The following is a 15,022-nucleotide window of genomic DNA, read 5'->3' as shown; positions in this document are numbered from 1 at the left end:
GTTAACTTATGAAATGGAGATAGTAATATGTATAGAGATGATTTAAAAAAGGAATTGGAGAAAGAAGTCGAACTAAACCTTGAAAAGGAAAAATTAAAAGAAGTCTTAAAGGAAATTGAGGTACAAATTCTAGAATACATTGGGATTAGAAAAAAAGTAATAGATTATATTTTAAAGCTAAGAGAAAAAAATTTGGAACAGTACGAAGATGATGAAGATAAAGTTATAGAATATTTCAACCATGAAATGTACGAAAAGGAAGAACAGTATAGGCTAGTAAACAAAAGTATAAAAGAACTTACTATACTGAGCAATTCACCTTATTTTGGTAAGGTAAAATTTCAGGATGAATATGGAGAGGAAGAAATATACATAGGTAGGTTTGGTGTTACAGGGAGGAAAAGTTACGAACCTATTGTAATTGACTGGAGATCACCTGTAGCTGCTTTGTTTTATGCAGGTAAACTGGGAACTGTAAAATATACATCTCCTATGGGAGAAGTAGAAACAGAAGTACTTTCTAAGAGACAGTTTATTATAAAAAAATCTAATCTAGTAGGTATGTTTGATTCTAGTATAGATGTAAAAGATGAAATCCTGCAAATGGTACTTAGCAAAAATGCTGGTGAAAAGTTAAAAGATATTGTAATGACTATACAAAAAGAACAGGACAATTTAATAAGACAGCCTAGAACAGGAGCTATTGTAGTAAATGGAGTAGCAGGAAGTGGAAAAACTACTATAGCACTGCATCGAGTAGCTTACTTATTATACAATTATAGAAAGGTTCTTCAAGGAAAGGTACTGATATTAGGTCCTAATAGCATATTTATAGATTATATCTCACTTGTACTTCCAAGTTTAGGAGAGGAAAAGGTTACTCAAACTACTTTTAGAGAATTTGCAGAGGATATGCTAAATGTGCCTTATATAATGGATTTTAAGGATTATATGGAAAAAGTATTAAGTCACCAAAAAGATTTTTCTGAAGAAATTAAGTATAAGGGTTCTTTACAATATGTTCAGGATATAGATAATTTTATTGGCATCTTGGAAAAAGACTGTTTTAAGATAGAGGATGTGTTTTTTTACGATAAACTTATAATATCTGGAGAAGACATAGATAAGATGCTTAATTATTATTTTAAAGATATGCCTCTGTTTAAGAGAAGTTCCAGGATAAAAAGAGTCATATATTCAAAAATAAGGGATGAAAGAAACAGGCTAATAATATCTATACAAAACGAGTATGAAAATAAGGTGAAGAGTCTAACGGAAAGTGAACTAAATGATTGTGGAAATGAGCTGGAGTATAAGAGACGAAATGATATAAGAGATGTAATAAAAGAAGTAATTAATATCAAAAAAAATAAGTTAATTTGGCTTAAAAACCCTGATGTAATTACATTATACAATGATTTTAATGGAAATAAACTGCTAATTTATGATGACTTAGCTCCTATTTTATATTTAAAAATAAAGCTGGAAGGGTTAAGATATAGAGATGAAGTAAGACATATAGTGATAGATGAAGCACAAGATTATTCCCCACTACAGTTTCGGGTTATTTATGAACTTACAAAGTGTAAATCTTTTACTATAGTAGGAGATACCAATCAGAAAATTATATTTTCAAAAGAGACACCTGCTGTAGAAAAATTGGAAAACATACTCCCAGATTTAGAGATAAAGCGTTTTTCATTAAATAAAAGCTATAGATCCACAAATGAAATAATTGATTATGCGAATAAATATCTAGAGGGGGATAAAACCGTACCCCTAGTTAGAAGTGGAAAAAAAGTTGTGGAAAAAAGGGTAGATAATTCCAAAGAACTTGTGGACAAAATACTCGATAATGTTGTAAAATTAAAAGAAAGAGGTTATGAAAGTATAGCCATAATTTGCAGGGATTTAAAAGACACGGAAGCTATAGGTAATTTAATAAAAGCAAAAATTCATATAAATGTGCTTGATAGAGAAGATATGATTTATTCCAGCGGTGAAGTTATACTTCCAAGTTATTTCGCAAAAGGTTTAGAATTTGACGCGGTTATAATGATAGACACCTGTGAAAAAGATGAAAATACATTAAAATATATAATGACTACAAGGGCACTGCATGAATTATATGTGTATAAGACTTCCTCGATTAATTAAAAGTTTACTGAGCTTCAGGTTTAAATCAATTATCCTGAAGCTCAGTGTTTTGTAAAGGAGATATGATCTATGGAGGATAAATTACTAGAATCAATTGAAAAAGCTGAATTGAATCATACACTTGATAAAAGTGAAATAGTTGAATTATTTAACAGTAACGAGCATAATGAAGAACTTTTTAAAGCGGCAGACAGAGTAAGAAAAAAATATGTGGGGGATGAAGTACATCTAAGAGGGCTGATAGAATTTTCTAATATATGCAAAAGAAATTGCATGTACTGCGGACTTAGACGTGATAATAAAAATATTAAAAGGTATAGAATAGAGCCGGATAAAATAATTGAATTAGCAAAAAAAGCAGTAGGATACGGCTACAAAACAGTTGTTTTGCAGTCTGGAGAAGACGATTACTATACTGTAGATAGGCTTAAATACATAATATCAAATATAAAAAAAATGGACATAGCTGTAACTCTCAGCATAGGTGAAAAGACTTTTGAAGAATATAAAGCTTTTAAAGAAGCTGGAGCAGATAGATATTTAATAAGAATAGAAACTACGGATCCGGAATTGTATGCAAAAATGGACCCCGGGATGAGTTATGAAAATAGAAAGCGCTGCTTGAAAGATCTTGGAAAGTTAGGGTATGAAGTTGGTACAGGATGCCTTATAGGTCTTCCTGGTCAAACTTTTGAGTCACTTGCAGAGGATATACTATTTTTTAAAGAAATAGACGCAGATATGGTAGGCGTAGGGCCTTTTATTCCAAATGCAGATACGCCTTTAAGAGATGAAAAAGGTGGAACGTTCATAAATGCTCTTAAAGTTATGGCTATAAGCAGACTGATTATGCCGGATATTAATCTTCCCGGTACAACAGCTATGGAAACTTTGAATCCAAGAGGCAGGACTATAGCTCTTCAGAGTGGAGCTAATGTAGTTATGCCAAATGTAACAGAAGGTGTGTATAGGAAACTTTATGCACTTTATCCAGGTAAAATTTGTACAGGTGATACTCCTGCCCAATGCAGGGATTGTATAACCGGTAAAATAATTACCATAGGAAGGGTTATATCTGGTTCTAAAGGATTTAGAGTAAAAAAATAGTTGAAATCATTAAATATTTGTGATAAACTTAGAACAATTTAATAAATTAGTTACCTTAGGGTAGAGGTGCTGTAACTATCAGTATTTATTTTTAGTCGGCGGACGTTGAAAAATAAAGAAAGGAGCTGCAGCCGAAAAAACTAGTTTGGCGAAACTGTTTTTGGCTTTGTACATAATATGTTCAAAGCTGTCATTGAAAAGGCATATTCATTTTATATGATTTAATGGATATACTTTTAGTGGAGAGCTACAAAGGTACACGACCATGCATATTTGTGCAGTATAGGTGTTGTGTCCCTTTACTGCACTATTTTTTTATAAGATTCATTGATAACAAACAATTTAGGGAGGAGTATTATGGCAATTATTGTTCAGAAATATGGAGGGAGTTCAGTAGGAACTCCAGAGAAGATAAAAAATGTAGCAAAGACGGTAGTTAGTAGGGTTGAAAATGGAGACAGTCTAGTAGTTGTAGTATCAGCTATGGGAGATACTACAGATGACTTAATAGCCCTTTCCAAAAAAATTACAGATACCCCAGATAAGAGAGAATTAGATGCACTTTTGTCTACTGGCGAAATGATGTCCTGTGCACTGCTTGCTATGGCTATCAAAGATTTAGGATGTGATGCTGTAAGTTATACAGCTTATCAAATTGGCATAAAAACTAGTGGACAATATGGCAAATCTCTTATATGTGATATAAATGGAGAAAAAATAAAGAAAAGTTTGGATGAAGGAAAAGTTGTAATTGCAGCAGGTTTCCAGGGTGTAAATGATAAAGGAGATATAACTACTCTAGGAAGAGGAGGGTCAGATACCTCAGCTGTTGCAATAGCTGTAAAACTAAAAGGAAGTTGTGAGATATATACAGATGTAGATGGCATATACAGTGTAGATCCTAGAAAATATAAAGACGCTAAAAAGCTAGATGAAATAGATTATGAGGAAATGCTTGAACTTTCAAGTTTAGGTGCTCAAGTTATGCATTCTAGATCCATAGAATTAGCTCAAAAGTATAATATACCTGTATATGTGGGATTAAGCAATAGTGATATAAAAGGAACAGTTATTAAGGGGGTAGATAGTATGAATTTAGAGAGTAAACCAGTAACAGGACTTGCAACAAGTGATGAAGATGCAGCAATAACGCTAACAAATATTGATAACGACATAAACATTATTTCCAATTTATTTGAGAAGATAGCAGAAAAGAGAGTAAATGTAGATATGATAAGCCAAACTGCACCTGTAAGTGGAAAGGTGAATATATCATTTACTGTACCAAAAGTTGATTTAAAAGATTGTCTTACCATTTTAAAAAACTATTTTAATGAAGAAACTAAAGTTGATATAGATGAAAACATTACTAAATTTTCAGTAGTTGGTATAGGAATGAAAACTACTTCCGGAGTAGTTGCAAAGATGCTTAAATTATTTAAAGAAAACAATATAGGTGTAAAGATGATAACTACATCTGAGATAAGAATTACTTGTGCTATAAAACAAGAAGATAAAATGAAAACTATAAACGTAGTAGCAAAAGAGTTTAATTTATAATTTTATTCGGGTAAAATTTATTAATAGTTATTATAAATCTTGACGTGTATTCGGAGTATGTTTATGAAATTAAAAGCATACTTAAAAACTTTTGGGAGGAAACCAGTGTGAAGATGATGGGTAGCATGGAAATCAGAAACAATGTTTTATACATTGGTGGGATGAGTACGGGGGAATTAGTAAAAGAATTTAAGACTCCTCTCTATGTAATGGATGAAGAATTAGTAAGGGATAGGTGCAGGAGATATTACAAATCTTTCGAGGCTGATAAAGCTAATAAGGTCACTTATGCGGGTAAAGCCTTTTTAACTTTGGCTATGTGTCAGATAATAAACAGTGAGGGATTGTATTTGGATGTAGTATCAGATGGAGAATTGTATACTGCACTAAAAAGCGGCTTTCCTATGGAAAAGGTCTATTTTCATGGAAATAATAAAACTTTAGATGAAATAGATATGGGAGTAAAACTGGGAGTAGGTAAGTTTGTAGTAGATAATTTCTATGAGATGGAAAAGATAAATTCTACAGCAAAGAAATATGGTAAAATACAAGAAATACTCCTTAGAGTGACACCAGGAATAGAAGCTCATACCCATGACTATATAAAAACTGGTCAAATAGATTCTAAATTTGGATTTACCATGTTAAATAATGAGGTTATGAATATAATAAAAAGTGCAGTTGATTTTCCTAATTTAAAATTTGTTGGAATCCACTGTCATATAGGTTCTCAAATATTTGAAACCAAACCTTATGAAGACGAAGTTGAAATTATGTTAAGTTTAGTTAAAAAAATAAAAGATGAATTGGGCTGTGAAGTAGAGGAATTAGACCTTGGTGGAGGATTTGGAATATACTATACTGAAGGGGATAAGCCTAAATCTGTAGAAGATTTTTGCAGTATTATACTTCAAAAGGCAAGGGAAAAAGCTAAAGAGCTTGATTTAAAACTTCCTACTCTTGTGATAGAACCTGGAAGGTCTATAATTGGTAATGCGGGAACAACTCTTTATACCGTAGGGTCTATAAAGAATATTCCAGACGTAAGAAAATATGTATCTGTAGATGGAGGCATGGCGGACAATATAAGGCCGGCTTTATATGGTGCAAAATACGAGTGTGTTCTAGCAAATAGAGTAAATGATGGTGCAAAAGAAACAGTTACTATAGCTGGAAAATCTTGCGAATCGGGAGACATATTGATAAAAGATGTGGAGCTCCCGGAAAGCAAAAGCGGTGACATATTAGCTGTGTTTACCACAGGAGCTTATGGATATTCTATGTCTAGTAATTATAATAAGATTCCCAAACCTGCAGCAGTTTTAGTAAAGGAAGGAAAGGCAAGGCTAATTGCTAAAAGGCAAAGCTTTGATGATCTAATAGAAAATGAAATAATGTTATAATTTAAATCCATCCTGAGTGTGAATTAATATTTTGTGCTTTTATTGGGAACAATAATCAAAGCAAAATTCTTTTTCACAGGAAAGGATGGATTTTTTATGCTTTACATTGTATGCATTATAGGTATAGGGATAATTTTATTACTCATGATGACTTATAGCAAACTCAATAAGGTTGATTGTGGAAATGAAAATGTAGGAGAGGATATTTCTACACTAATTGTTGATAGAGAAGAATTAAAGAAATATGCTAGAGAAATATCAACTGTTCCATCTGCAGTTCAAAGAAAAAGCTGCAAAAAGCAATTAATAAAGAGTTTGGATAAAAGTTACGGAAGGATTTTAGCTGGATACAATTTTTTTGATGAGGAAATTAAAAATAGAGAGGAAATAGTATCCTGCGCCGAATGGCTTTTAGATAACTTGTATTTGGTAAAAAAGGAATACAAAGATATAAAAAATAATATGTCTGAAAAATATTATAAAAATCTCCCTGTAATGACTGAAGGCACTATGAAGGGTTTCCCTAGAATATACTACATTGCTAGGGAAATGTTATCGAAAACTCAAGGAACTGTAAAAGAAGATACCATAGAAACATTCATAAATGCATATCAGGAAAACACAATATTAAAAAGTGGAGAACTCTGGGCAATACCTATAATGATAAGGATAGCTTTGATTCAAAATATAAGTAATATAACTGATCGTATGGTATTTATGCAAAAAGAAAGAAAGAGGGCAAAAAGTGAAGCAGAGGATATTATAAATTCTAAAGAGAATGAGAATGAAATAATTCATAAGTTAAAGGATAAAAATATTAAATTTACGCCCCATTTTACAGAAGGATTCATTAAAACATTAAGGGATAATTTTATAGGAAATGCTGAAATATACAAATGGATAGACGAGGAGTTAGATAAAGAAGATAGCAGTGTTAAAAGGATGGTAAATATAAATCATCAAAAGCAGGGTGTATGCCAGATTTCTATGGAAAATTCTATAAGTGGAATGGTAGAAATATCTGCATTGAACTGGAAAGAAAACTTTGAAAGATTGTCCTATGTAGAAGAAATATTGAAAATGGATCCTTCAGGAATTTACAGTGAAATGGATTTTAAGTCTAAGGACTATTATAGACATAGAATAGAGAAAATGTCTAAAAATATAAACATACCTGAATCTTTTATAGCCAAGAAAGCTATAGAGTGTGCAAAAGAAGCTTGTGGAAAAGAATACGAAAAACATGTAGGGTATTATTTAATCGATAAGGGTATAAGCTGTCTTGAGAAAAAGATAAAAAACAGTACAAGAGAATATAAAAATTTGCATTACAAAGTTCAAAATAAAATAACAGTTAACTTCTATATAGGTAGTATTGTGTTTGGAACTATTTTTCTAGATGCGCTCATAAGTGGTATAAATTTTTATGTAGAGAACTTACCTTTGTGGAAATATATATTAGGAGCAATTGTGCTCTTTATACCTTTAAGCGATATATTTATATCCATATTCAACTGGAGTGTAAATAAACTTGTAAAACCAAGGTTTATACCTAAAATCGAATTTAGAGATGGTGTACCTGAAAAGTTCAGTACGGTAGTAGTAATACCTGCTATTATAAACGATAGTAAGCAGGTTAAAAAACTGATAGGCGATATGGAGGTCTATTATCTCGCAAATGAAGAAAAAAATTTGTATTTTGCACTATTGGGGGATTTTAAGGATGGTTTTGAAAGAGAAAAGAAAGATGATAAATTAATAGTAGATACAGCTTTAAGTGAAATAGAAAAATTAAATAAGAAATATTCTGCAAAGGGAAAAGATAAATTCTATTTTTTAAGCAGATTTAGAAAATATAATGAGAAAGAGGGAAAGTGGATTGGATGGGAAAGAAAACGTGGAAAGCTTATGGAGTTCAACTCTCTTATAAGGGAAAATGATAATACAAGTTATGATGTTATAAGTGGCGACATAAAAAATTTATATGATGTAAAGTATGTTATAACTTTGGATGCAGATACTAAATTGCCTAAAGATACAGCTAGATTCCTCATAGGAGCTATGGCTCATCCACTAAACATACCTTATCTGAATAGTGATGGTAAAAAAGTAATAAGAGGACACGGCATTATGCAGCCTAGAGTAAGCGTCAGTGTATTAAGTGCAAATAAAACGATCCATTCCAGCATATTTTCAGGTGAAACAGGAATAGACGTATATACAAATGCCATTTCTGATGTGTATGAAGATTTATTTGACGAAGGTATATTTACGGGTAAAGGCATTTATGATGTAGATGTATTTAACAGCGTTTTAAAAGGTGAAATACCCGAAAATTCTGTATTAAGCCATGATCTTTTAGAAGGATCTTATGCAAGAGCCGCTCTTGTGACTGATATAGAACTTGTAGATGGATATCCTGCTTACTATAATACAAGTTGTAAAAGACTTCATAGGTGGGTAAGAGGAGACTGGCAGCTCCTTCCCTGGTTATTAAAAAAAAGTTCTTTAAATAGGTTATCAAAGTGGAAGATAATAGATAACTTAAGAAGAAGCATTATAGCACCCTCCATAATGGTGTTAATTATAATGTCTATGACATTATTTAAAAATTTAAATGATTTTTTGGTAGTAGCTTTTGTTTCAATACTTTCACCTATACTTTTTGATGTATCTGAAACAGTAGTTTCTCCTATAAAGGGAAATGGACTTTCAGGTAAAATAAGTAATTTTAAGACTGTAGTAGAACAATTTTTTCTAATACTAAGTTTTCTACCTTATCAGGCATATTTGATGTTAGATGCTATAATTAGAACTCTTTACAGGCTTTTTATAAGTAAAAAAAATTTACTTCAATGGCAGACTGCAGCAGATGCAGAGGCCACTTGTAAAAAGGGATTGGAAAGTTATTTAAGATCTATGTGGATAGGCAGTGCATTAGGTATTATTGTAGCTTTTTTGGGTTTTAGAAGCTCTGTAGAAGATGCTGTTTTGGTAATACCTTCCTGTATAATCTGGATTTTTTCACCATGGATTGCGTTTAACATAAGCAATGAAAGAAAAAATACTGAGGAAGAGATTCACAAGGAAGAAAAAGATATATTGAGAAGATTGGGAAGAAAAACTTGGGCTTATTTTGAAGATTTTATATCACCTGAAAGTAATTGGCTTTCTCCGGACAATTATCAGGAAGAACCTTATAAGGGAGTAGCCTACAGAACTTCTCCTACTAATATGGCCATGGGAATTTCATCCAATATAGTTGCTTACGACTTAGGATATATAGGCATAAAAGAGCTCATATATAGACTCCAACATATAATATCCAATATGGAGTCTTTAGAAAGGTATAGGGGACATTTTTATAATTGGTATGACATAAAAAATAAAGTCCCTCTAAAGCCTAGATTTATATCTACAGTTGATAGCGGAAATTTAGTGGCATATATGTGGCTTACAGAAGAATCACTGGAAGAATATTTGAGCTATCCTATAATAAATAAAAATTTGCCAGATGGATTTAAGGATACTTTGAAGCTAGCGCAAAATGAATTATATAGTAATTCTAAAATTGAATATGCTTATGATAGTTTTATAGATAAACTTTCTAAGGATAATTTAAATATATTTTCCTTAGAAAGTTTCTTGAGGGATTTAAATAGAGAATGTATCAAATTCATAGGGATTGGTAAGAACTTATATTGGAATGAGAAAGTTAAAAATATGACCTGTAAACTTACGGATGAATTAAGTGAATTTTTCCCCTGGATTTATTTCATAAAGGAAAATGACGAATTTCATGATTTTAGGGGTGAATTAAACGAATTGGCAACTAAAATTCCTTTAAAAAAGGTTCCAGAAGTTTTTGATAAATTGATTAATTTTATAGATAAAGATAATAAAAAAGATTTTTCAGAAGAAGAAAATAGACGTAAAGATGATTTGAAAAAATTATTATTGGACAGTAAATTAAATTTATGTAACTTCATATCTAATGTAAAAAATATAATAGGAAAATTGAAAAGCATTGATGAAGATCATAATTTTAGTATGCTTTATAGTAAAAAAAGACAGCTTTTTGCTATAGGATATGATGTTGAAAAAGATACTATTGGCAAAAATTATTATGACCTTCTAGCATCTGAGGCAAGGCAGGCTAGTTTTGTATCCATAGCTAAAGGTGAGATTAAACAAAATCACTGGTTTAATCTTGGTAGGGCCATGGCTTCTATGGGAGGTGGAAAGGCATTAGTTTCTTGGTCTGGAACTATGTTTGAATATTTAATGCCCCTTATAATTATGAAAAGCTTCCCTAATACCTTGTTAAGTGAAACCTATGAATATGTGGTTAAAGCCCAAAAAAAATATGGTGAAAAAAGAAGGATTCCCTGGGGAATTTCAGAATCTGCTTACTATGACTTTGACATAAATTCTATATATCAGTATAAGGCTTTTGGAATACCAGCAGCTGGATTAAAAAGGGGACTTATTAACGAATTGGTAATTGCACCTTATGCATCCTTAATGGCTCTTCAGGTTGATTTTAAAAGTGCATTTTGTAACATAAAAGATCTTATAAAATCTAATGCTGAGGGCAGATATGGATTTTATGAAGCTATAGATTATACCAAGGAAAGACTTGCAAGAAATCAAAAGTGTGCTCTGGTAAAGTGTTTTATGATACATCATCAGGGAATGAGTTTTATGTCACTGGATAATGTGCTTATGGAAAATGTACTTCAGGAAAGATTTCATAAAATCCCTAAGGTAAAATCCGCAGAACTTTTACTTCAGGAGAAAATTCCTAATAATATAATCTATAATCATGAAGAACATAGTGTAAATGAAAAACCTATAGTAAAAAATGAAAATGTAATTGCCAGGAAGTTTACGGGAGCATGTACAGAAATACCAGTGGTGAATATAATTTCTAGCAACAATTATTCTATGATGATAACCAATAGTGGCAGCGGATATAGTAAAAGAGGGAACATGACAATTTATAGATGGCGTGAGGATGCAACAAAAGATGATACGGGAATGTTTTTTTATATAAAAAATATAAATTCAAATGAATATTGGAGTGCTACTTATGAACCTTGTGAATATGAAGGAGAGAACTATGAAGTAGTATTTTCGCCTGATAAATCAGAATTTAGAAGAAAAGATGGAAACTTAAGAACTTATACAGAAGTTACTGTGTGCCAAGAAGAAGAAGGTGAAGTGAGAAGAATTTCTATTACAAATACAGGTGAAAAGAGGAGAGAAGTTGAAATAACCAGTTATATGGAAGTAACCTTGTCACCTTATAATGCGGACTTAGTTCATCCTGCATTCCAAAAATTATTTATAGAGACTGAATTTATACACAATCCTTTATGTTTGCTTGCAAGTAGGAGGCCTAGAAAAAAAGATGAAAAAAGGCCATGGTTAGTGCAGACTATAGCAGTGGAAGGAGAACAATTAGGTTCTATCCAGTATGAGACCAGCAGGATGAAGTTTATAGGAAGAAATAGAAATCTAAGAAACCCAAGGGCAATGGATAATGATGTGCAGCTTACTAAGTCCGTAGGAGCTGTAATTGATCCTGTAATAAGCATTAGAGTAAGAATAGCCGTAGACCCAGGGAAAACCTGTAAGGTAGCTTATACTACTGGAATTACAAGCTCCAGAGAAAAGGCAATTGAAATTGGAAATAAGTATAGGGATATGTTTAATGTAAATAGAGTATTTAAACTGTCATGGACAGAATCTCAGATGGAAATGAAGTATTTAGGTATAAAATCCAATCAAATAAATATATATCAAAAAATGGCCTCGAGGATTTTATTCTTAAATAGCTCTCTTGAGCAAAGAAAAGAATACATTATGAATATAAAAAAAGGGCAGTCTGCTTTATGGCCTTATGGAATTTCAGGTGATTTACCTATAGTACTTGCCATTATAAGGAATGACAATCATATGTCACTTGTAAGACAGCTTTTAAGTGCACATGAGTATTGGATGTGGAAAGGGTTGTCGGTAGATTTAGTTTTTATAAATTTACAAGATAGCTCATATATGCAGTCTCTTCAAAATAAGTTAGGGGATGCTGTGAATTCTAAAGCTTCAAGATATAAGAAAAATATAGATGGGGCAGTATTTTTATATAATAAAGATAACATGAAGAAAGAAGATATAGAACTCCTTATAGGCATATCTAAATTTGTAATAGATGGAGATAAGGGAGAACTGTTTGAGCAGGTTGAAGATAGTATGTATTTACCAGAAGGTGGTAGTATGGAGAAGATTGGCGAAAGTACAAAGCTAGCCTTTGAAAACAAATCTTCTTATCATTTTCAACTTCCAGAGCTTCAGTATTTTAATGAGGTAGGTGGATTTTCTTCAGAAGGAAAATCTTATACTATAGTGCTAAAAGATTATAATCATACCCCGGTTCCATGGATAAATGTAATTTCAAATAAAAAGTTTGGATTTCATATTTCTGAAAGTGGTACTTCTTATACATGGAATAAAAATAGTAGGGAAAATAAACTTACAACCTGGTCAAATGACCCAGTTATGGATGGGGAGTCTGAAAGTATATATTTAAGAGACGAGATTACAGGACAGATATGGAGTATATCTCCCGAACCTATAAGAGATTCGGGACAATATGTAATAGAACATGGATTTGGGTATTCCAATTTTAAACATGAGGCTAATGGAATAGTAGGTGAAATGGATGTTTTTGCTGATATGGATGAAAGCGTAAAAGTGTTCAAAATAAAGCTAAAGAATATAAGTGGAAAGAGAAGAAAGATTTCAATAACTTATTATGCAAAATTAGTATTGGGAGTTTGCCATGAGCAGACAGCACAGTATATATGTACAGGATTTAATAAGAAATCGGAATATATATATGCTAAAAATCCATATAGTGAGCACTTTAATCAAGGAATATGTTACATGAAAATTTTAGGAGGAGAAGAACTTTCCTATACTGCTAGTAGAAAGGAATTCATAGGTAGGGGAGGAGATATATCTAAACCTAGAGCACTGGAATTTCAGCAATTCTCTAACAAAGTAGGTGCAGGATTTGATCCTTGTTTAGCTGAGAATGTAAAAGTAGAACTGGATACAAATTCAGAAGAAGAGGTACTAATTTTATTTGGAGAAGAAGATAGCTCTGAAGAAGTAAGAAGGGTAGTTGAAAAATATAGTAGTATAAAAAATGCATATATGGAATTAGAAAAGGTTCAGGAGTATTGGTCAAAGTTGTTTGGAACTATACAAGTGGATACTCCAGATGAATCTATGAATATAATGTTGAATGGCTGGCTTATGTATCAGGTTATATCTTGCAGATACTGGGCAAGAACAGCTTTTTACCAATCCGGAGGTGCCTATGGATTTAGAGACCAGCTTCAAGATGTAATGGCTGTTTGCTATATAGATCCATCTGAAACTAGAAAACATATAATATACAGCGCTTCAAGACAGTATCTTGAGGGAGATGTACAGCATTGGTGGCATCCATTTGTTGAAAGTGGAATTAGAACTAGATTTTCCGACGATTTGCTTTGGCTTCCTTATGTAGTAGAAGACTATATACAAAATACAGGTGATTACAGCATATTGTCTGAAAAAGCTTTGTATTTGGAAGACACTGATCTTCAAGATGGAGAAGATGAAAGATATAATATATCAAATGTGTCAGAAAAGAGCGGAACCATATATGAACATTGCATAAGAGCAATTGAAAAATCCCTTAAATTTGGAAGTCACAATATACCGCTTATTGGTTCTGGAGATTGGAATGATGGTATGAGCACTGTAGGAAATAAAGGACAGGGAGAAAGCGTATGGCTTGGATGGTTTTTATATAATATACTGGATAAATTCATACCTATATGTACATTTGAAGGAGACGTGGAAAGTTCAAATAAATACTCAGAGCTAAAAGAATTTATAAGGGAAAACATAGAGGAAAATGCATGGGATGGCGGCTGGTATAGAAGAGCATATTTTGATGATGGAACTCCACTTGGTTCTGCAATGAATGAAGAGTGTCAAATTGATTCCATTTCTCAATCTTGGGCTGTTATATCAGGTGCAGCAAAAGAGTCTAGAGCAAAAGAAGCTATGGAGGCCCTGGAAAGAAATCTCATAAGAAGAGATAAGGGAATTATATTGCTTTTAAGTCCGGCTTTTGATAAATCTAATTTAGAACCAGGTTATATTAAAGGATATGTGCCTGGCGTCAGGGAAAATGGAGGCCAGTATACCCACGCTGCTATATGGTCAATTTTAGCACTAGCTAAAATGGGATATAACAATAAGGCATACAGTGCATTTTCTATGATAAATCCTATAAACCATAGTAACACATATTTAAATTGTCAGGTTTATAAAGTGGAACCTTATGTTATGGCAGCAGATGTATATGCAGTTGAGCCTCATACTGGAAGAGGAGGATGGAGCTGGTATACAGGTGCGGCAGGATGGATGTATAGAGCTGGAATAGAGTCAATACTTGGAATGCAATTCAAAGAAAAATTAGGATTTACAGTTTCTCCTTGTATACCAGATAGTTGGAATGGTTTTAGTATGAAATACACGAGAGAAAAATGTATTTACAATATACAGGTTTTAAAAGACAATGAAAAGGGAATATGGTTAGATGGAAACAAGGTACCACAAGATACAATACCTTTTTTAAGAGAGGGCGAGCATGAAGTAAAAGTATATATATAACCTAGGAAAAAATTTCCATAGCATTTTTTACGGGTTTATAGTAGAATATATGATAATAT

General features: G+C 32.2%; 5 protein-coding genes and 1 riboswitch. All 5 genes read left to right on the top strand.

From position 1 onward, the window contains the following. Positions 1-27 precede the first annotated feature (27 nt). Complete coding sequence (locus CLRAG_RS10270) at positions 28-2,157, top strand: HelD family protein (protein WP_065078356.1); 2,130 nt, start codon at positions 28-30, stop codon at positions 2,155-2,157. A 69-nt stretch (positions 2,158-2,226) separates the two neighbouring features. Beyond that, positions 2,227-3,264 carry a [FeFe] hydrogenase H-cluster radical SAM maturase HydE gene (hydE, locus tag CLRAG_RS10265; RefSeq protein WP_065078355.1) on the top strand — a complete coding sequence of 346 codons (1,038 nt, stop codon included), beginning with the start codon at positions 2,227-2,229 and terminating at the stop codon, positions 3,262-3,264. Between the two features lie 53 nt (positions 3,265-3,317). Continuing rightward, positions 3,318-3,522, top strand: a riboswitch (Lysine riboswitch). A gap of 99 nt (positions 3,523-3,621) precedes the next feature. Further along, entirely contained in the window at positions 3,622-4,824 is a 1,203-nt protein-coding gene (locus CLRAG_RS10260; RefSeq protein WP_065078354.1) for an aspartate kinase, read from the top strand. 116 nt (positions 4,825-4,940) lie between these two features. Further along, the gene (lysA, locus tag CLRAG_RS10255) at positions 4,941-6,227 is read left to right on the top strand and encodes a diaminopimelate decarboxylase (protein ID WP_420808096.1); all 1,287 of its coding nucleotides are present in this window, start codon (positions 4,941-4,943) and stop codon (positions 6,225-6,227) included. Between the two features lie 96 nt (positions 6,228-6,323). Next, positions 6,324-14,963, top strand: coding sequence for a GH36-type glycosyl hydrolase domain-containing protein (locus CLRAG_RS10250; protein WP_065078352.1), 8,640 nt, complete (start codon positions 6,324-6,326; stop codon positions 14,961-14,963). The last annotated feature ends 59 nt before the right edge of the window (positions 14,964-15,022 follow it).

This window comes from Clostridium ragsdalei P11 (assembly GCF_001675165.1).
GTDB classification, from domain to species: domain Bacteria; phylum Bacillota; class Clostridia; order Clostridiales; family Clostridiaceae; genus Clostridium_B; species Clostridium_B ragsdalei.
This window is presented reverse-complemented; position numbering and strand designations above follow the sequence as displayed.

What these genes read in the sequence shown, in the direction of transcription:
- CLRAG_RS10270 (WP_065078356.1), top strand. Translation starts at nt 28, where the DNA reads ATGTATAGAGATGATTTAAAAAAGGAATTGGAGAAAGAAGTCGAACTA.
- hydE (WP_065078355.1), top strand. Translation starts at nt 2,227, where the DNA reads ATGGAGGATAAATTACTAGAATCAATTGAAAAAGCTGAATTGAATCAT.
- CLRAG_RS10260 (WP_065078354.1), top strand. Translation starts at nt 3,622, where the DNA reads ATGGCAATTATTGTTCAGAAATATGGAGGGAGTTCAGTAGGAACTCCA.
- lysA (WP_420808096.1), top strand. Translation starts at nt 4,941, where the DNA reads ATGGGTAGCATGGAAATCAGAAACAATGTTTTATACATTGGTGGGATG.
- CLRAG_RS10250 (WP_065078352.1), top strand. Translation starts at nt 6,324, where the DNA reads ATGCTTTACATTGTATGCATTATAGGTATAGGGATAATTTTATTACTC.